The organism is Mycobacterium kubicae (genome assembly GCF_015689175.1).
Classification (GTDB): domain Bacteria; phylum Actinomycetota; class Actinomycetes; order Mycobacteriales; family Mycobacteriaceae; genus Mycobacterium; species Mycobacterium kubicae.
Genome location: NZ_CP065047.1, coordinates 2,316,020 through 2,333,848, shown reverse-complemented (window position 1 = coordinate 2,333,848; position 17,829 = coordinate 2,316,020). Strand labels below are relative to the sequence as shown.

Annotated in this window: 17 protein-coding genes; 7 read left to right on the top strand and 10 right to left on the bottom strand. The window is 67.2% G+C overall.

Features of this window, described 5'->3' with window-relative positions:
• The first annotated feature begins 15 nt into the window (after window positions 1–15).
• Window positions 16–909 carry a LysR family transcriptional regulator gene (locus I2456_RS11200; protein WP_085075802.1) on the top strand — a complete coding sequence of 298 codons (894 nt, stop codon included), beginning with the start codon at window positions 16–18 and terminating at the stop codon, window positions 907–909.
• On the opposite strand, the gene I2456_RS11195 is transcribed toward I2456_RS11200, so the two are convergent.
• The 7 genes from I2456_RS11195 to I2456_RS11165 are packed head-to-tail and all read right to left on the bottom strand — an operon-like array spanning window position 899 to window position 7,187.
• The gene (locus I2456_RS11195) at window positions 899–1,246 is read right to left on the bottom strand and encodes a metal-sulfur cluster assembly factor (protein ID WP_068031834.1); all 348 of its coding nucleotides are present in this window, start codon (window positions 1,244–1,246) and stop codon (window positions 899–901) included. The two genes, I2456_RS11200 and I2456_RS11195, sit on opposite strands and share 11 nt — an antisense overlap.
• Complete coding sequence (sufU, locus tag I2456_RS11190) at window positions 1,221–1,709, bottom strand: Fe-S cluster assembly sulfur transfer protein SufU (protein ID WP_085075801.1); 489 nt, start codon at window positions 1,707–1,709, stop codon at window positions 1,221–1,223. The genes I2456_RS11195 and sufU overlap by 26 nt, the downstream gene beginning before the upstream one ends.
• Window positions 1,706–2,959, bottom strand: a complete 1,254-nt coding sequence (locus I2456_RS11185; RefSeq protein ID WP_085075758.1) for a cysteine desulfurase — start codon at window positions 2,957–2,959, stop codon at window positions 1,706–1,708. The genes sufU and I2456_RS11185 overlap by 4 nt, the downstream gene beginning before the upstream one ends.
• Window position 2,960: 1 nt before the next feature.
• On the bottom strand, window positions 2,961–3,743 hold the full coding sequence (sufC, locus tag I2456_RS11180; protein WP_085075759.1) for a Fe-S cluster assembly ATPase SufC: 783 nt from the start codon (window positions 3,741–3,743) through the stop codon (window positions 2,961–2,963).
• A complete protein-coding gene (sufD, locus tag I2456_RS11175; RefSeq protein WP_085075760.1) occupies window positions 3,740–4,912 on the bottom strand; it encodes a Fe-S cluster assembly protein SufD in 1,173 nt (390 codons plus the stop codon). The genes sufC and sufD overlap by 4 nt, the downstream gene beginning before the upstream one ends.
• Window positions 4,909–6,357, bottom strand: coding sequence for a Fe-S cluster assembly protein SufB (gene sufB, locus I2456_RS11170; RefSeq protein WP_085075761.1), 1,449 nt, complete (start codon window positions 6,355–6,357; stop codon window positions 4,909–4,911). Before sufB ends, sufD begins: the two co-directional genes overlap by 4 nt.
• Window positions 6,354–7,187 carry a helix-turn-helix transcriptional regulator gene (locus tag I2456_RS11165; RefSeq protein WP_139823346.1) on the bottom strand — a complete coding sequence of 278 codons (834 nt, stop codon included), beginning with the start codon at window positions 7,185–7,187 and terminating at the stop codon, window positions 6,354–6,356. The genes sufB and I2456_RS11165 overlap by 4 nt, the downstream gene beginning before the upstream one ends.
• 81 nt (window positions 7,188–7,268) lie before the next feature.
• Between I2456_RS11165 and mptB the strand changes: the two genes are divergently transcribed.
• Genes mptB through I2456_RS11150 form a run of 3 tightly spaced genes read left to right on the top strand, consistent with a single transcriptional unit; the run spans window position 7,269 to window position 10,713 of the window.
• The gene (gene mptB / locus I2456_RS11160) at window positions 7,269–9,005 is read left to right on the top strand and encodes a polyprenol phosphomannose-dependent alpha 1,6 mannosyltransferase MptB (RefSeq protein WP_068031813.1); all 1,737 of its coding nucleotides are present in this window, start codon (window positions 7,269–7,271) and stop codon (window positions 9,003–9,005) included.
• Window positions 9,002–9,943, top strand: a complete 942-nt coding sequence (locus I2456_RS11155; protein ID WP_116645882.1) for an ABC transporter ATP-binding protein — start codon at window positions 9,002–9,004, stop codon at window positions 9,941–9,943. The genes mptB and I2456_RS11155 overlap by 4 nt, the downstream gene beginning before the upstream one ends.
• Window positions 9,940–10,713 (top strand): ABC transporter permease, encoded by a 774-nt coding sequence (locus I2456_RS11150; protein ID WP_085075763.1) that lies wholly within the window; start codon window positions 9,940–9,942, stop codon window positions 10,711–10,713. Before I2456_RS11155 ends, I2456_RS11150 begins: the two co-directional genes overlap by 4 nt.
• 6 nt (window positions 10,714–10,719) lie before the next feature.
• Here the strand turns inward: I2456_RS11150 and I2456_RS11145 are convergent, their stop codons facing one another.
• Window positions 10,720–11,568 (bottom strand): aldo/keto reductase, encoded by an 849-nt coding sequence (locus I2456_RS11145; RefSeq protein ID WP_085075764.1) that lies wholly within the window; start codon window positions 11,566–11,568, stop codon window positions 10,720–10,722.
• A gap of 223 nt (window positions 11,569–11,791) precedes the next feature.
• Between I2456_RS11145 and I2456_RS11140 the strand changes: the two genes are divergently transcribed.
• A complete protein-coding gene (locus I2456_RS11140) occupies window positions 11,792–12,721 on the top strand; it encodes a COX15/CtaA family protein (protein ID WP_139823350.1) in 930 nt (309 codons plus the stop codon).
• Here the strand turns inward: I2456_RS11140 and I2456_RS11135 are convergent.
• The gene (locus I2456_RS11135; RefSeq protein ID WP_085075766.1) at window positions 12,671–13,525 is read right to left on the bottom strand and encodes an ATP-grasp domain-containing protein; all 855 of its coding nucleotides are present in this window, start codon (window positions 13,523–13,525) and stop codon (window positions 12,671–12,673) included. The two genes, I2456_RS11140 and I2456_RS11135, sit on opposite strands and share 51 nt — an antisense overlap.
• Before the next feature lie 20 nt (window positions 13,526–13,545).
• On the opposite strand from I2456_RS11135, the gene I2456_RS11130 reads away from it, so the two are divergent.
• Complete coding sequence (locus I2456_RS11130) at window positions 13,546–14,523, top strand: quinone oxidoreductase family protein (protein ID WP_085075803.1); 978 nt, start codon at window positions 13,546–13,548, stop codon at window positions 14,521–14,523.
• A 3-nt stretch (window positions 14,524–14,526) separates the two neighbouring features.
• On the opposite strand, the gene I2456_RS11125 is transcribed toward I2456_RS11130, so the two are convergent.
• Window positions 14,527–15,474, bottom strand: a complete 948-nt coding sequence (locus I2456_RS11125; protein WP_068031800.1) for a heme o synthase — start codon at window positions 15,472–15,474, stop codon at window positions 14,527–14,529.
• A gap of 261 nt (window positions 15,475–15,735) precedes the next feature.
• Between I2456_RS11125 and tkt the strand changes: the two genes are divergently transcribed.
• The gene (gene tkt, locus I2456_RS11120; protein WP_068031798.1) at window positions 15,736–17,826 is read left to right on the top strand and encodes a transketolase; all 2,091 of its coding nucleotides are present in this window, start codon (window positions 15,736–15,738) and stop codon (window positions 17,824–17,826) included.
• Window positions 17,827–17,829 lie beyond the last annotated feature (3 nt).

Below are 17,829 nucleotides of genomic sequence, written 5' to 3'. Positions count from 1 at the left end.
AACGTTTGCGGGTGCATGGACATCTGGGATTTGCGAGCCTTCGTCGCCGTAGTCGAGGACGGCGGGCTGTCGGCAGCGGCACGTCGTCTGCACATCAGCCAGCCGTCACTGTCCCAGACCATGCAAGCCTTGGAGAAGCATCTGGATGTGCAACTGCTGACCCGCAGCAGCGCCGGGGTGACGCCGACCCCTGCCGGCATGACGCTGCTGGCCGAGGCCCGTGCCGTCATCGCCCGCTACGACCAGGCGATGGCGGCCATGGCGAAGTACTCCTCGGAAGTCGGCCGATCGTTGCGGATCGGGGTGCCTCTGGAGTTGCCGCCCCAGCCGTTGTCCGGGGCATTGGCGTCGTTGGCGACGGCGTTCCCGCTGACGGTCGTGGAGATCCGGCATCTGTCCTCTGCCAAGCAGATTGAGGCGCTGAACGCCGGCGAGTTGGATGTCGGCTTGGTGCGAGAGCGACCGCTGGGTGATCACCTGGATGTCACGACGGTGCTGGAAGAACCACTTGGTGTGTTGCTGGCGGTGGAGGATGCCGAAGCATTCTCGGATGGAGCGGTTCGTCTGGACCGGTTGTCCGGGCTGCAGTGGTTGGGCTTTCCGCGCGAGGGCAGTCCGGCTTGGTATGACGAGCTGACGGCGGTGCTGCGCAGTCACGGCGTGCAGCCGGGTCCGGCGACGTCCTACACCCAAGACCTGTTGCCGGAGGTGAAAGTGGCCACGGTCAGCTCGGGCGGCAGGTTCGCGTTGGCGCCGGCCGGCCGCTTCGAGCCGCTACCGGACTCGGTGCGCTGGCTGCCGCTGGCCGGACGGCCGCTGGTGCGCCGCACTTGGGTGGCGTGGCCGGCGTCGTCGCGGCGGCGGGATATCGCGCACCTGGTCGCAGCGCTGGAAGACGTCAGACAGTGAAGCCGAGAGCGCGCAGCTGTTCGCGCCCGTCCTCGGTGATCTTGTCCGGGCCCCACGGCGGATTCCACACCCAGTTGATGCGGATCTCGTCGACCAGGCCACTGCCGACCAACGCGCTGCGCGACTGGTCCTCGATGACGTCGGTGAGCGGGCAGGCCGCCGACGTCAGCGTCATGTCGATCAACGCAACGGTTCCCTCGTCGCCCTCTTCCAGGTTCATCCCGTAGACCAGGCCCAGGTCGACGACATTGATGCCGAGCTCCGGGTCGACGACGTCGCGCATCGCCTCCTCCAGGTCGGCGAGGAATTCCTCACCCGGCGCGGTGGTTTCGCTCATCTGACACCTCCTCCAAGGCGTGGCTGGCTTGGGCCAGTGCGTCCTTAAACGCCATCCATCCCAGCAGCGCGCATTTGACCCGCGCGGGATATTTGGCGACTCCCGCGAACGCTACTCCGTCACCCAGGACGTCTTCGTCGCCTAACACGGTGCCGCGGGAGGACACCATTTCGGTGAAAGCATCGACGGTCTTCAGCGCCTCGGGGACGCTTTGGCCGATCACCTGCTGGGTGAGCACCGACGTCGCCGCCTGGCTGATCGAACAGCCCTGTCCGTCATAGGAGATGTCCGCAACGCTGGCGCCGTCGTCGGACAAGGCGACTCGCAGGGTCACTTCGTCACCACAGACCGGATTGACGTGGTAGACCTGCGCGTCAAACGGTTCACGGAGTCCGCGGTGCTGTGGGTGTTTGTAGTGATCGAGGATCACGTCTTGGTACATCTGCTCGAGACGCACGGTCAGGGTCTCCCGAAGAAGTCGAGCGCGCGACGGACACCGGCCACCAACCGAGCGACCTCGTCGGCGGTGTTGTAGATCGCGAACGACGCTCGGGCGGTAGCCGCCACGTTGAATCTGCGGTGCAGCGGCAGGGCGCAATGATGTCCCACCCGCACGGCGACGCCTTCGTCATCGAGCACCTGCCCGACGTCGTGCGCGTGCACCCCGTCGACGACGAACGACACCGGTGATCCGCGATTTTCCATTGCGGTCGGTCCGATGATGCGGACCCCTTCGATGCCGGTCAGACCGTCGAGGGCCGCGGCGACCAGTGCGCGTTCGTGGGCTTCGACCGCCTCCATGCCGATGGCATCGAGATAGCGCGCCGCGGCGGCCAATCCGACGACCTGCGAGGTCATCGGGGTACCGGCCTCGAAGCGCTGCGGCGCCGGCGCGTAGGTGGCGGACTCCATGGTCACCGTCTCGATCATCGAACCGCCGGTGAGAAATGGGGGCATGGTGCTCAGCAATTGACGACGCCCATAGAGCACACCGATCCCGTTGGGCCCCAGCATCTTATGACCGGAGAAGGCGGCGAAGTCGACACCGAGTGCGTGGAAGTCGACGGGCTGGTGCGGCACCGACTGGCAGGCGTCCAAGACGGTCAGCGCACCGACGGCCGTGGCGCGGCTGACCAGCTCGCTCACCGGCGCCACCGCGCCGGTCACGTTCGAATGGTGGCTGAAGGCAACCACTTTCACCCGCCCATCGAGCTGCAGGCTGTCCAGGTCGATGCGGCCGTCTTCGGTCACGCCGTACCAGCGCAAGGTGGCGCCGGTACGCCGGGCCAGCTCCTGCCACGGGATGAGGTTGGCGTGGTGCTCGAGTTCGGTGGTGACGATGACGTCGCCCGGACCCACCGCCCTTTCGAAACGGTCGTCGCCCAACACATAGGACACCAGGTTCAGCGCCTCGGTGGCGTTCTTGGTGAACACCAGTTCGTCGGTGTCGGCTCCGACGAAGGCGGCGATGTCGGCACGGCCCTGTTCGTAGGCGTCGGTCGCCTCTTCCATCAGCTGGTGCGCGCCCCGGTGCACCGCGCCGTTGGAGGTGAGCAGGAATTCCCGCTCGGCGTCGAGCACCTGCAGCGGTCGCTGCGACGTCGCGCCGGAATCCAGATATGCCAACTGATTTCCGCTGCGCATCACGCGCTGCAGGATGGGGAAATCGGCGCGGATCGCCGCGATGTCGGGCCGGCTCACCGAAAGGGTCATCTCAGGCTCCGGTTGCCGCCGCTTGGCTGAAGCGAACGTAGCCGTTTTCCTCGAGCTCGTTGGCCAGCTCCGAGCCGCCGGATTCGGCGATGCGGCCGCCGACGAAGACGTGCACGTATTCGGGCTGGATGTAGCGCAGGATCCGGGTGTAGTGGGTGATCAGCAGAATGCCGCCGTGCTCGGTTTGCGCGTAGCGGTTCACACCCTCGCTGACGACGCGCAACGCGTCGACGTCCAAGCCGGAGTCCGTCTCGTCCAGGATGGCGATCTTGGGCTTGAGCAGCTCGAGTTGCAAGATCTCGTGACGCTTCTTCTCGCCGCCGGAGAATCCTTCGTTGACGTTGCGCTCGGCGAACACCGGATCGATGTCCAGGCCGCTCATCGCCGCCTTGACCTCTTTGACCCAGTGCCGCAGCTTCGGCGCCTCGCCACGCACGGCGGTCGCCGCCGAGCGCAGGAAGTTGGATACCGAGACCCCAGGCACCTCGACGGGGTACTGCATGGCCAGGAAGATGCCGGCCCGGGCGCGCTCGTCGACGCTCATGGACAGCACGTCGGCGCCGTCCAGCGTGATCGATCCCGATGTCACCCGGTACTTGGGGTGACCGGCGATGGCGTAGGACAAGGTGGACTTGCCCGAGCCGTTGGGACCCATCAGCGCGTGCGTCTCACCTGATTTCACGGTCAGGTCGACCCCTCTGAGGATGGGGATTTCTCGCTCCCCGTCGGCCGCGTTGGGATTGTCGACGCTGACGTGCAGGTCCTTGATTTCCAGTGTCGTCATGAAGTCGTCTTTTCCGTGATTTCCAGTTCGTGTTCGATGGCTGTGGTCAGGCGCTCGCGTATGTCGGGCACCGCGATCTTGGAGATGATCTCGCCGAAGAAGCCGCGCACCACCAGTCGGCGGGCCTGCTCTTCGGGAATGCCGCGCGAACGCAGGTAGAACAACTGCTCGTCGTCGAATCGCCCGGTGGCACTGGCGTGTCCGGCGCCGACGATTTCTCCGGTCTCGATTTCCAGGTTGGGCACCGAGTCGGCGCGGGCGCCGTCGGTGAGCACCAGATTGCGGTTCACTTCGAACGTGTCGGTGCCGGTGGCTTCGGCGCGGATCAGCACATCGCCCACCCAGACGGTGTGCGCGTCGGGCCGCGACGAGCCCGGATCTCCTTGCAACGCACCCTTGTACAGCACATTGGATCTGCAGTCGGGCTGGGCGTGGTCGACGAGCAGCCGCGACTCCAGATGCTGGCCGTCGTCGGCGAAGTACAAGCCCAGCAGTTCGGCGTCGCCGCCGGAGGCGGTGAACCGCACGTTGGCGGTCAACCGCACCACCTCGCCGCCCAGGGTGACGGTGACGTGCCGCAGCACCGCATCCTTGCCCAGCCGGGCGTGGTGGGCGCTGACGTGTACGGCGTCGTCGGCCCAGTCCGCGATCCACACCACGGTGAGCCGCGCGGCGTCATCGACGACGAATTCGACGTTCTCGGCGTACGTTCCGCTCCCCCGGTTGTCGATGACCACCACGGCCTCGCCGAGTTCGGCGACCCGGATCTGGATGTGTCCGTAGGCCACCGCTCCCTCGCCAGGACCGGTGACGACGATCTGCACCGGCTCGCCGACCTGTGTGTCGCGGCCGACGGTCACCACCGTGGCGACGTTGAACGAGGAAAACGCTTGTGCGGCAACGCGATCGGTTGGCACACCGCCCTGCCCGAGGCGCTCATCCCCGCGGCGCACGGATTCGACCTGGACGCCGGGACGCTCGCTGACGGTGATCTGCGCGCTGCCCGTGGCGTGCGCGGTTCCGTCGTGCAATCCACGCAGCCGCCGCAGCGGGGTGAACCGCCAGATTTCGTCGCGGCCGTGCGGAACTTCGAAGGCGTCGACGTCGAAGGAGGCGAAGAGCTCTCCCTTGTTCAGCGCGGCAATCGACGATCCCACTGGTGCGGTCATCCGACCGCACCCTCCATCTGCAGCTCGATCAGCCGGTTGAGTTCCAGCGCGTATTCCATGGGCAGTTCCTTGGCGATCGGCTCGACGAAGCCGCGCACGACCATCGCCATCGCCTCGTCCTCGGTGAGCCCGCGGCTCATCAAGTAGAACAGCTGGTTGTCGCTGACCTTGGACACGGTGGCTTCGTGGCCCATCGTGACGTCGTCCTCGCGGATGTCGACATAGGGGTAGGTGTCGCTGCGGCTGACCGTGTCCACCAGCAGCGCATCGCATTTCACGCTGGAGCGCGACCCGTGGGCGCCCTTGTTCACCTGCACCAGGCCGCGGTAGGAGGTGCGGCCACCGCCGCGCGCCACCGACTTGGACACGATGTTGCTCGACGTGTTCGGTGCCAGGTGCAGCATCTTGGCGCCGGTGTCCTGGTGCTGGTCCTCTCCGGCGAACGCCACCGAGAGCACCTCGCCCTTGGCGTGCTCGCCGGTCATCCAGACCGCCGGGTACTTCATGGTGACCTTGGACCCGATGTTGCCGTCGATCCACTCCATGGTGGCGCCGGCCTCGGCGCGGGCCCGCTTGGTGACCAGGTTGTAGACGTTGTTAGACCAGTTCTGGATGGTCGTGTAGCGCACGCGCGCATGGGGTTTGACGATGATCTCGACCACCGCGGAGTGCAGCGAGTCCGACTTGTAGATCGGCGCGGTGCAGCCTTCGACGTAGTGCACATAGGAGCCCTCGTCGGCGATGATCAGCGTCCGCTCGAACTGGCCCATGTTCTCGGTGTTGATCCGGAAGTAGGCCTGCAGCGGGATGTCGACGTGCACGCCCGGCGGGACGTAGATGAACGAGCCGCCGCTCCACACCGCGGTGTTCAGCGCCGAGAACTTGTTGTCGCCGGCCGGGATGACGGTGCCGAAGTACTCCTTGAAGATCTCCGGGTGCTCCCGCAGGCCGGAGTCGGTGTCCAGGAAGATGACGCCCTGGGCTTCCAGGTCCTCGCGGATCTGGTGGTAGACGACCTCGGACTCGTACTGCGCCGCCACACCCGAGACCAGGCGCTGCTTCTCGGCTTCCGGGATACCCAGCTTGTCGTAGGTGTTGCGGATGTCTTCGGGCAGGTCATCCCACGTCGCGGCCTGCTTCTCGGTGGAGCGCACGAAGTACTTGATGTTGTCGAAGTCGATGCCCCCGAGGTTGGAGCCCCAGTTCGGCATCGGCTTCTTCTCGAAGATGCGCAGCGCCTTGAGCCGGGTTTCCAGCATCCACTCGGGCTCGTTCTTCTTGCCCGAGATATCGCGGACCACCGCCTCGGACAGCCCGCGCTGTGCGCTGGCACCCGCGACGTCGGAGTCGGCCCAGCCGTAGCCGTACTTGCCCAGGGAGGCGATCGCCTCCTCCTGGCTCAGCGGCGCGGCCGGAACCTTGCTCGCCTCGGGTGTGAGAGTCATACGGACGCTCCTTTATTGCTCGTGGTGTCAGTCATGTGGCGCCGCTCCTGCGCATCGCTTCGCTTTGCATCGTCGACGGCGCGGCGCGGGCTGGGCGCCGGGATAAGAGGGACATGGGTGGTGCAGGCGCAGTCGCCGTTGACGATGGTCGCCAGCCGCTGCACGTGGGTTCCGAGCACCTCGGCCATCGCCTGCTGCTCGGCTTCACACAACTCGGGGAATTCCTGAGCGACGTGCGACACCGGGCAGTGATGTTGGCAGATTTGCACACCGTGGACCGGGCCGCCCACCCGGGTGGTGGTGGCGATGTAGCCGGCTTTGCTCAGTGCACCGGCGATGCGCTCGGCGGCGTCTTCCACCGCGTCTTCGTCGGGCCCGTCGGCGGCGGCCACCCCGGACAGGATGCCGTCGATGCGGCGCCGGGCGAACAGTCGCACCGCGTCGTCGCCGCCAATTTCGCGCAGTTGACGGATAGCGGCGGCCGCCAGGTCGTCGTAGGCGTGGTCCAACTTGGTTCGACCGGCCGGGGTCAGGCGGTACCGCTTGGCGGGCCGCCCTCGACCCACCTGCTGCCACGCGGCGGCCGGCGCGGACTCGGCGTCCCCGGCGTCGATCAGCGCGTCGAGGTGGCGCCGCACCCCAGCGGCCGACAAGCCCAGACGGTCACCGATCTCGCTGGCGGTGATGGATCCGGACTCGACCAACAGGCGCACGATCGCGCGGCGCGTGTGACCATCCGAACCCGCAGCGGCGGCTGCGCGCACAGCAGCGTCCTGCGATTGGATTTTCACAACACCAGTGTGACGCAATTCCGGCCGACGGTCCAGCAAGGGTGCCCTGGGTACGGGGTCGTATCGGTCACACCAAGTGGGATTGCGTGGCGGTTCTCGGCGTGCCGTTAGGCTGCAGAAATGGCAGCCCGCCACCACACGCTGAGCTCGTCGATCGCCAGTCTGCACGGCGACGAGCAGGCGGTCGGCTCGCCGCTGAACGCCGCCGAACTCACCGCACTTCGGCGTACCCGCCTGTTCGGCGCCACCGGCACGGTGCTGATGGCGATCGGTGCGCTGGGCGCGGGGGCTCGGCCGGTGGTGCAGGACCCGACATTCGGAGTGCGACTGCTCAACCTCCCGTCGCGGATCCAGACGGTGTCACTGACCATGACCACTACCGGAGCGGTGATGATGGCGCTGGCGTGGTTGATGCTGGGCCGGTTCGCGATGGGACAGCGACGCATGTCGCGCGGCGATCTGGACCGCACGCTGCTGTTGTGGATCCTGCCGCTGCTCATCGCGCCCCCGATGTACAGCAAGGACGTCTACTCCTACCTGGCGCAGAGCCAGATCTCGCTGCAGGGACTCGATCCCTATCGGGTCGGTCCGGCGTCCGGTCTCGGCCTGGGCCACGTGTTCACCCTTTCGGTGCCCAGCTTGTGGCGGGAGACCCCCGCGCCCTACGGACCGCTGTTCTTGTGGATCGGACGCGGCATCTCGGCGTTGACCGGCGAGAACATCGTCGCGGCCGTGCTCTGCCACCGGCTGGTGGTGTTGGTCGGTGTGGCGTTGATCGTGTGGGCCACGCCGCGGCTGGCCCGGCGGTGCGGGGTCGCCGAAGTCAGCGCCCTGTGGCTGGGAGCGGCCAACCCGCTGCTGTTCATGCATCTGGTGGCGGGCATCCACAACGAGGCGCTGATGCTGGGTCTGATGCTGGCCGGCGCGGAGTTCGCGCTGCGCGGCGTCGATGCTGACCGTCCGCTCAAGCCGGCGTCCTGGCAGGCCTCCGACTGGCAACCGCTGGGCATGCTGCTGGCCGGGTCGACCCTGATCATTCTGTCCTCCCAGGTGAAACTGCCCTCGCTGCTGGCGCTGGGCTTCGTCGGGACGGCGCTGGCCTACCGGCGCGGGGGCAACCTGCGGGCGCTGGCGCAGGTCGGTGGGCTGATGGCCGGGTTGTCGGTGGCCGTGATGGCCCTCGTCGGATGGGCCAGCGGACTTGGTTTTGGGTGGATCTTCACGCTGGGCACCGCGAACGTGGTGCGCAGCTGGATGTCACCGCCGACCCTGCTGGCCTTGGGCACCGGGCAGGTGGGCATCCTGCTGGGCCTGGGTGATCACACCACCGCCGTGCTGTCGCTGACCCGTGGCATCGGCGTGCTGATCATCATGGTGATGGTGTGCTGGCTGTTGCTGGCGGTGTTCCGCGGCCGGCTGCACCCGATCGGCGGTCTGGGCGTGGCGCTGGGGCTGACGGTGCTGCTGTTCCCCGTCGTCCAGCCCTGGTATCTGCTGTGGGCCATCATTCCGCTGGCCGCCTGGGCCACCCGGACGGGTTTCCGCGTCACGGTGATCATCATCACGCTCATCGTCGGCATCTTCGGCCCGACCGCCAACGGGGACCGGTTCGCGCTGTTCCAGATCGTGGACGCCACGTTGGCCAGCGCGCTGATCGTCGTGGTGCTCATCGCGCTGACCTACCACCAATTGCCTTGGCGCGCCCTGCCGTTCCTCACCGACGCGCCGGACCGGGAGCCGGTCGTCGCGCCGGAGCCGCAGCCCGAACCCGTCGCGGCCGCTGCGACCGGGCGGGCCGCCCCTGGTTCCACCCCTTCCTCAGGCGCGGCAACCGACGCCTACGCTGATTCCACGTGAGCTCGGACCCGAATGCCCGCCCGGTCGTCCTGCGACTGCGCGGCGTCAGCAAGCGATACGGGTCCGTGGCCGCCGTCAACAACCTCGATCTCGACGTGCACGCCGCCGAGGTGATGGCCTTGCTGGGTCCCAACGGCGCGGGCAAGACCACGACGGTCGAGATGTGTGAAGGCTTCGTCCGACCCGACGCCGGGTCCATCGAGGTGCTGGGGCTCAACCCGATCACCGACAACGCCCGGCTGCGGGCTCGGATCGGGGTGATGCTGCAGGGCGGCGGCGGCTACCCGGCCGCGCGCGCCGGCGAGATGCTCAACCTGGTGGCCTCCTATGCCGCCGACCCGCTGGACCCGCAATGGCTGTTGTCCACGCTGGGTCTCACCGAGGCCGCGCGCACCACCTACCGGCGGCTGTCCGGGGGTCAACAGCAGCGGCTGGCGCTGGCCTGCGCGCTGGTCGGACGGCCGGAGCTGGTGTTCCTCGACGAGCCCACCGCGGGCATGGACGCCCACGCCCGGCTGCTGGTGTGGGAGCTGATCGATGCGCTGCGTCGCGATGGCGTCACCGTCCTGCTGACCACGCATCAGCTCAAAGAGGCCGAAGAGCTGGCCGACCGGCTGGTCATCATCGACAACGGCGCCAAGGTGGCCGAAGGCACGCCGACGGAGTTGATGCGCGCCGGCGCCAAAGACCAACTGCGGTTCACCGCCCCGCCGCGGCTGGACCTGTCGTTGTTGGCGTCCGCGCTGCCGGAGGACTATCAGGCCAGCGAGGTGACCCCGGGCGAGTATCTGGTCGAAGGCCCGGTCGATCCTCAGGTGCTGGCGACCGTCACCGCCTGGTGCGCCCAGATCGACGTGCTGGCCACCGACATGCGCGTCGAGCAGCGCAGCCTCGAAGACGTGTTCCTCGATCTGACCGGCAGGAAGTTGCGGCAATGACCGACGTTTTCCCCGCGGGCACCTTCACCCCAGATCCGCGTCCCAACGCGGTCTCCCGCATGCTGGCCGCGCAATTTGGGCTGGAGCTCAAGCTGTTGTTGCGCAACGGCGAGCAGCTGTTGTTGACCATGTTCATCCCCATCACGCTGCTGGTCGGGCTGACGCTGCTGCCGCTCGGCTCCTTCGGCCAGCATCGCGCCGCCACCTTCGTGCCGGTCATCATGGCGCTGGCGGTGGTGTCGACCGCGTTCACCGGACAGGCCATCGCCGTGGCTTTCGACCGCCGCTATGGCGCGTTGAAAAGGCTTGGCGCAACGCCACTTCCGGTGTGGGGCATCATCGCCGGCAAGTCGTTGGCCGTGGTCGCCGTGGTCTTCTTGCAGGCTCTGATCCTGGGCGTCATCGGGTTCGCGTTGGGCTGGCGACCGGCGCTGGCCGCCCTGGCGCTCGGCGCGGCGGTGATTGCCCTGGGCACCGCCGGTTTCGCGGCGCTGGGGTTGCTGCTCGGCGGCACGTTGCGCGCCGAGATCGTGCTGGCCGTCGCGAACCTGATGTGGTTCGTGTTCGCGGGGTTCGGCGCCCTCACTTTGGAAACGGACATGATCCCGGCGTCGGTGAAATGGTTGTCGCGGCTGACGCCGTCCGGCGCACTGACCGAGGCCCTGTCGCAAGCGATGATCCTGTCGGTGGACTGGTTCGGGATCGTCGTACTCGCGGCGTGGGGCACGCTGGCCGCGCTGGCCGCGCGACGCTGGTTCCGTTTCACCTGACGCCGGTCAGTCCGGTATGTAGTCGAACGTATCGGGGTTGCCACCGGTTCTGCCGGCTTCGCCCTTGTCGAGAGCGGAGATCGCGTCCATATCCGAGGTGGCCAGCTCGAAATCGAACAGCTCGAAATTCGACTTCATCCGCTCGGGAGACACCGACTTGGGAAACACGATGTCACCGCGCTGGATGTGCCAACGCAACACGACCTGCGCGGGCGACTTGCCGCATTTGTCGGCGATTCGCCCGAGGACCGGGTCATCGAGAACCTTGCCCTGAGCGATCGGCGACCACGCCTCGGTCGCGATTCCGTGCTCCTTGCCGTAGGCGCGGACCTCGTCGTTCAGGAAGTAGGGATGTGCCTCGATCTGGTTCACCGCGGGCACGGTGTCGGTTTCTTTGGCCAGCAACTCGAGGTGGGCCGGCTGAAAGTTCGAGACGCCGATGCTGCGGGCCCGCCCGTCCCGGGCGAACTCTTCGAGCACCCGCCAGGTGGAGACGAAATCGCCGCCGTATCGCGTGGGCAACGGCCAGTGGATGAGGAACAGGTCGACGTAGTCGGACTCGATGGCGCTCAGCGTGGCGTCGAACGCGCGGCGGGCGTCGTCGGGCTGGTGAAAACCGTTGTTGAGCTTGCTGGTGATGAAGACATCGGCCCGGTCCAGGCCCGCCTTTTGGATGCCCTGAGCGACTTCCTTCTCGTTGCCGTACATCTGCGCGGTATCGATGTGCCGATAACCGATTTCCAGCGCGGCTGCCACCGCCGCGGCGGTTTCCTTGGGCTCGATCTGGAAGACACCGAAACCGAGTTGCGGGATGTGCGCGCCGTCGTTGAGTTCGATGGTCGGGATCTTGCTCATGTAGGTTTCCCTCTTCTGTCGCTCCGCTGATGTCTGGCCTACCGTCCTCGTCCATAGTGCCCGCCGGTAGGCCCGCCCAGCAGTCAGCGAGATCACCGTCACGGTCGCGGCAACGCTCACGGCACAACCCTCACCGCAATCTCGGCGCCACCCGCCCGCTTCTACTACGCCCCGTAGTCGTCGCTACCATCGGGCGGTGCCCGTCAAACGAACGCTGAGGCGGTTGGTGGATCTGCTCCCCGACCCCAGTCTTGGTGTCCAGCGGGTCATCGCCTTCGCCGTCATCCTCACGCAGGGCGGCATTGCTGTCACCGGCGCCATCGTCCGGGTCACCGCCTCCGGGCTCGGCTGCCCAACCTGGCCGCAATGCTTCCCCGGTAGCTTCACCCCGGTAGCGGTCTCTGAGGTGCCGCGCATCCACCAGGCGGTCGAGTTCGGCAATCGCATGATCACCTTCGCCGTGGTGATCACCGCGGCGCTGGCGGTGCTGGCCGTCATCCGGGCGCGTCGGCGCACCGAGGTGTTGGTCTACGCCTGGCTGATGCCCGCCTCGACGGTGGTGCAAGCCGTGATCGGCGGGATCACCGTGCGCACCGGCCTGCTGTGGTGGACGGTGGCCATTCACCTGCTGACCTCGATGACCATGGTGTGGCTGTCGGTGCTGCTCTACGTCAAGGTCGGGGAACCCGACGACGGCGTGGTCACCGAGCGCGTCCCCAGGCCGCTGCGTCTGCTGACGGTGTTGAGCGCGCTGAATCTGGCGGCCGTGTTGGTGACGGGCACGCTGGTCACCGCGGCCGGGCCACACGCCGGTGACAAAAGTCCCAGCCGGACGGTGCCCCGCCTCAAAGTGGAAATCACCACGCTGGTGCACATGCATTCGTCGCTGCTGGTGTCCTACCTGGCGCTGCTCGTCGGGCTGGGTTTCGGACTGCTGGCGGTACAAGCCAGCCGCGCGGTGGTGCTGCGGCTGGGGGTGCTGGTGGCGCTGGTCTTCGCCCAGGCGGGCGTCGGCACGACCCAGTACTTCACCGGGGTGCCGGCCGCGCTGGTCGCCGTCCATGTGGCCGGTGCCGCGGCGTGCACGGCGGCCACCGCCGCCCTATGGGCGTCGATGCGAGAACGGGCCAAGCCCGAGCCGCTGCAAAGCTGACTCCACGGCCAACGCGAAGTTGCGTTGAGCCAGGCCGCGGGTATGGGCGTCCAAGTGCCGCCACCCCAGCGACGGGTCGATCAACTGCACTTCGAGCACCCGCACGCCTACCAATTCGACTCGGGCACAGAGCAATTCGTCGGCCCCGACACCGGCCTGGCCCGCGGCGGCGGTGAGCGCGAGGGCGCCGGCGTCCCAGATCTCGAAATCCGCCTCGCCTTGATGCAGCGCGTCGCCGCGGGGCACGAACGCGTGCGACGGTGTGCTGCCGACGAAGACCAGCACCGTGTGCGGCTCTGAGGAACCCGGCTGCACCAGCACGCCGCGGCCGGTGGCGTGCAGCTCGGCGATATAGGTATGCGCCGCGGACCGGTCACTGAAGCGCCGCGACCCGGTCCCGACGGACGGTCCGACGAAGACGTGCTCGGCGTCGGGCCAGTCGACCTGCTCCCCCGGCCGATAGGTGCGCCCCGCCACGGTCGGCACTCCCCCGTTCGCCAGGTCCTGCAAATACCGGCGGTCGGCGTTCCAGGCCACCACGGCCGCCGGGTTGAGCAGGTTGGGCACCGTGGTGGTCCAGGCTAGGAAATCGTCGAGCCGCTCGCCGTAATCGCGGGGGGCTCGCAAGATCACCAGATGCGCGTCGGCGGTGTCCGGGTCGTCCCAGGACAACCACCGGGCGTGCAGGCCCCGGCTGCGCAATGCCGCCACCAGCCCGGCGTCGTCGCCGTCACCGGCGACCTTACGCGGACAGCCGGCCAAGACGATGCGCGGGTGGAAGACGTCCGGCCGGGCCAGTCTCATGCTCGGGCATGATATTCCACGTGCACGCAATCGAAGTCGGCCAAACCGGCGGCCCCGAGGTCCTGAACTACGTCGAGATGCCCGCGCCCGAACCAGGGCCCGGCGAACTGGTGATCAAGGCCGAAGCGATCGGCGTCAACTACATCGACACTTACTTTCGCTCCGGCCACTATCCGCGTTCGCTGCCGTTCGTCCTCGGCTCGGAGGTCGCCGGGACGGTGTCGGCGCTGGGTGAGGGCGCCGATTCGGGTTTCGCCGTGGGCGACCGGGTGGTGAGCGCCTCGGCGGCGGGGGCGTATGCCGACTTCTCGGTTGCGCCAACGACGTTGACCGCCAAGCTGCCCGACCACGTCACCGCCGAGGTGGCGGCTTCGGTCCTGTTGAAGGGACTGACCGCCCACTACCTGCTGACGTCGGTATATCCAGTGCAGGACGGCGACAGGGTGCTGGTCCACGCCGGCGCCGGCGGCGTCGGGCTGATCCTGACGCAGTGGGCCAAACACCTGGGCGCGCGGGTGATCACCACCGTGTCCACCGACGAAAAGGCCCGCCGGTCCAAGGAGGCCGGCGCCGAGGAAGTGCTTCCCTACCCTGACGACCCCCAGGCATTCGGCGACAAGGTGCGTGCGCTGACCGACGGCGCAGGTGTGGCCGTCGTTTACGACGGCGTCGGCGCCAGCACCTTCGACGCGAGCCTGGCCAGCCTGGCCGTGCGCGGCACCTTGGCGCTGTTCGGTGCCGCCAGCGGACCGGTCCCGCCGTTCGATCCGCAACGGCTCAACGCCGCCGGGTCGGTATACCTCACCCGGCCGTCGTTGGCGCACTTCATCCGCAGCGGCGAGGAATTCAGCCGGCGCGCCGGCGAGCTTTTCTCCCTGATCGGCGATGAAGCCGTCACCGTCGAGGTCTGTGGGCGTTACCCGCTGGCCGACGCGGCTCGTGCGCATCGAGATCTGCAGGGCCGGAAGACAACCGGCTCGATCGTGTTGCTGCCGTGAGCGTCAGAGCAACGTCGGCAGCGCGATGACCGAGTCGACGGCGAGCGCGCAGAACACCACGGCCAGGTAGTTGTTCGATTGCAGGAACAGCCGTAGCGGCTTCACCGGTTCACCGGCGCGGACCCCGGCATAGAGCTGGTGCGCCATCGCCAGGAACCACACCCCGGCTACCAACGCCACGGCCGCGTACAACCAGCCAGTGGCCAACGCCAGCGCCAGCGTCGCCAGCACGGTCAGCCACGTGTAGATGAGGATCTGTTTGGTCACCTTCTGCTCGGTGGCCACGGCGGGAAGCATCGGCACCCCGGCCGCTTTGTAGTCCTCTTTGTATCGCATCGCCAACGCCCAGGTGTGCGGCGGCGTCCAGAAGAAGATGATCGCGAACATCACCAGAGCCGGCCAGGTGATGGTGCCGGTGATCGCCGACCAACCGATCATCACCGGCATGCAGCCGGCCGCGCCGCCCCACACCACGTTCTGCGAGGTGCGGCGCTTGAGCAGCAGCGTGTAAACGAAGACGTAGAACGCGATGGTGGCCACGGCCAGCAGCCCGGACAGCAGGTTCGCCGTCCACCACAGCCAGAAGAACGAGCCGACACTCAGCAGCAACCCCAGAACCAGGGCGTTTCGGGTGGGTACCGCGGCCCGCGCCAAAGGTCGCCGCGCCGTGCGTTTCATGACCTTGTCGATATCGGCGTCCGCCACACAGTTGAGCGTGTTGGCGCCGGCAGCGGCCATCATGCCGCCGATGAGCGTGTTGAGGATCAACAGCGGATGAACGGCGCCACGGTCGGCCAGCAGCATCGCCGGGATCGCGGTGACCAGCAACAGCTCGATCACCCGTGGCTTGGTCAACGCCACATAAGCCAACACAGGGGCCAGCACCCGTGCCAGAGCCCGGCGGGCGGTGCCAGTGCTTCGGCTCGGCGCGACGCGCCCGCGAACGCTCACGCATTAACTCCTCGGGGATTGCAGCCGCGCGCAGCTTCTACTACGCACGATGGTAGACCGGATGACCACCGTGGCAGCGCCGCAGGGTCGGTTCAGGCGATTTTTCCGGTATCGACGCCCGGAATGCAAAGCGGGAATCGTCAACAACAATTTTTCACAACGCGCGCGTTGGGTACACCCCATTCTGGGCCTGCACCAGCCCCCCATCCGGCACTAGGGTGGGATTGATCAGTTTGATGACCCAGTACTGAGGACTGAACTTTGACCACTACCGAAGAGATCTCCGCCCTCACCCGACCGAGCCACCCCGACGACTGGACCGAGATCGATTCGGCTGCGGTCGACACCATCCGGGTACTGGCCGCCGATGCCGTCCAGAAGGTCGGTAACGGCCACCCCGGAACGGCGATGAGCCTGGCGCCGCTGGCCTACACCTTGTTCCAGCGCACGATGCGCCACGACCCCAGCGACGTGCACTGGCTGGGCCGCGACCGGTTCGTGTTGTCGGCCGGACACAGCAGCCTGACCCTGTACTTGCAGCTCTACCTCGGCGGGTTCGGCTTGGAACTGGACGACATCGAGTCGCTGCGGACCTGGAAGTCGAAGACACCCGGGCATCCGGAGTTCCGGCACACCAAGGGCGTGGAGATCACCACCGGCCCGCTGGGCCAGGGACTGGCTTCCGCGGTCGGCATGGCCATGGCGTCGCGCTATGAGCGCGGCTTGTTCGATCCCGACGCCGAACCGGGCACCAGCCCCTTCGACCACTTCATCTATGTCATCGCCTCCGACGGCGACATCGAAGAAGGCGTGACCTCCGAGGCGTCGTCGCTGGCCGGTGTCCAGCAACTGGGCAACTTGATCGTCTTCTACGACCGCAACCAGATCTCGATCGAGGACGACACCAACATCGCGCTGTGCGAGGACACCGCCGCCCGCTACCGCGCCTACGGCTGGCACGTGCAGGAAGTCGAAGGCGGCGAGAACGTCGTCGCCATCGAGGAGGCCATCGCCAACGCCAAGGCCGTCACCGACCGGCCCTCGTTCATCGCTGTGCGCACCATCATCGGCTATCCGGCTCCCAACCTGATGAACACCGGTAAGGCGCACGGCGCCGCGCTGGGCGACGAAGAAGTCGCCGAGGTCAAGAAGATCCTCGGCTTCGACCCGGACAAGACGTTCGAGGTGCGCGACGAGGTCATCGCCCACACCCGCAAGCTGGTGGATCGGGGCAAGGAAGCGCACGAGAAGTGGCAGACCGAGTTCGATGCGTGGGCGCAACGCGAGCCCGAGCGCAAGGCGCTGCTGGACCGGTTGACCGCCGAGGAGTTGCCCGACGGCTGGGATGCCGAGTTGCCGCACTGGGAACCGGGCTCCGATGAGATCGCCACCCGTAAGGCCTCGAACGAAGTGCTGAACGTGTTGGGCTCGAAGCTGCCCGAGCTGTGGGGAGGTTCGGCCGACCTGGCGGGCAGCAACAACACCACGATCAAGGGCGCCGATTCTTTCGGCCCGCCGTCGATCTCGACCAAGGACTACACCGCCCACTGGTACGGCCGCACCCTGCATTTCGGGGTGCGCGAACATGCCATGGGCGCCATCCTGTCCGGCATCGTGCTGCACGGTCCCACCCGCGCCTACGGTGGCACCTTCCTGCAGTTCTCCGACTACATGCGCCCGGCGGTGCGGTTGGCGTCCCTGATGGACATCGACACCATCTATGTGTGGACGCACGACTCGGTCGGTCTGGGCGAAGACGGCCCGACCCATCAACCGATCGAGCACCTTTCGGCATTGCGCGCCATTCCCAACCTCTCGGTGGTGCGGCCCGCCGACGCCAACGAGACCGCCTACGCGTGGCGCACGGTGTTGGCCCGCGGCAACGGCAGCGGGCCGGTGGGGTTGATCCTGACCCGCCAGAATGTGCCGGTGCTCGAAGGCACCAACATCGACGGTGTCGCTCGGGGCGGCTACGTGTTGGGCGACGATAGCGGTGAGGATCCCGACGTCGTGCTGATTGCCACCGGCTCCGAAGTCCAACTCGCCGTCGCCGCGCAGAAGTTGTTGGCGGACAAGGACATTGTCGCCCGGGTGGTGTCGATGCCGTGTGTGGAGTGGTTCGAAACCCAGCCGCAGGAGTACCGCGACAGCGTGCTGCCGCCGTCGGTGTCGGCCCGGGTGGCCGTCGAAGCCGCCGTCGGGCAGTCCTGGCACAAACTGGTGGGTGACACCGGCGAGATCATCTCGATCGAGCACTACGGCGAATCCGCCGACTACAAGACCTTGTTCCGTGAGTACGGCTTCACCGCTGAAGCCGTCGCCGACGCGGCGGAACGAGCACTGGACAACTGAGAA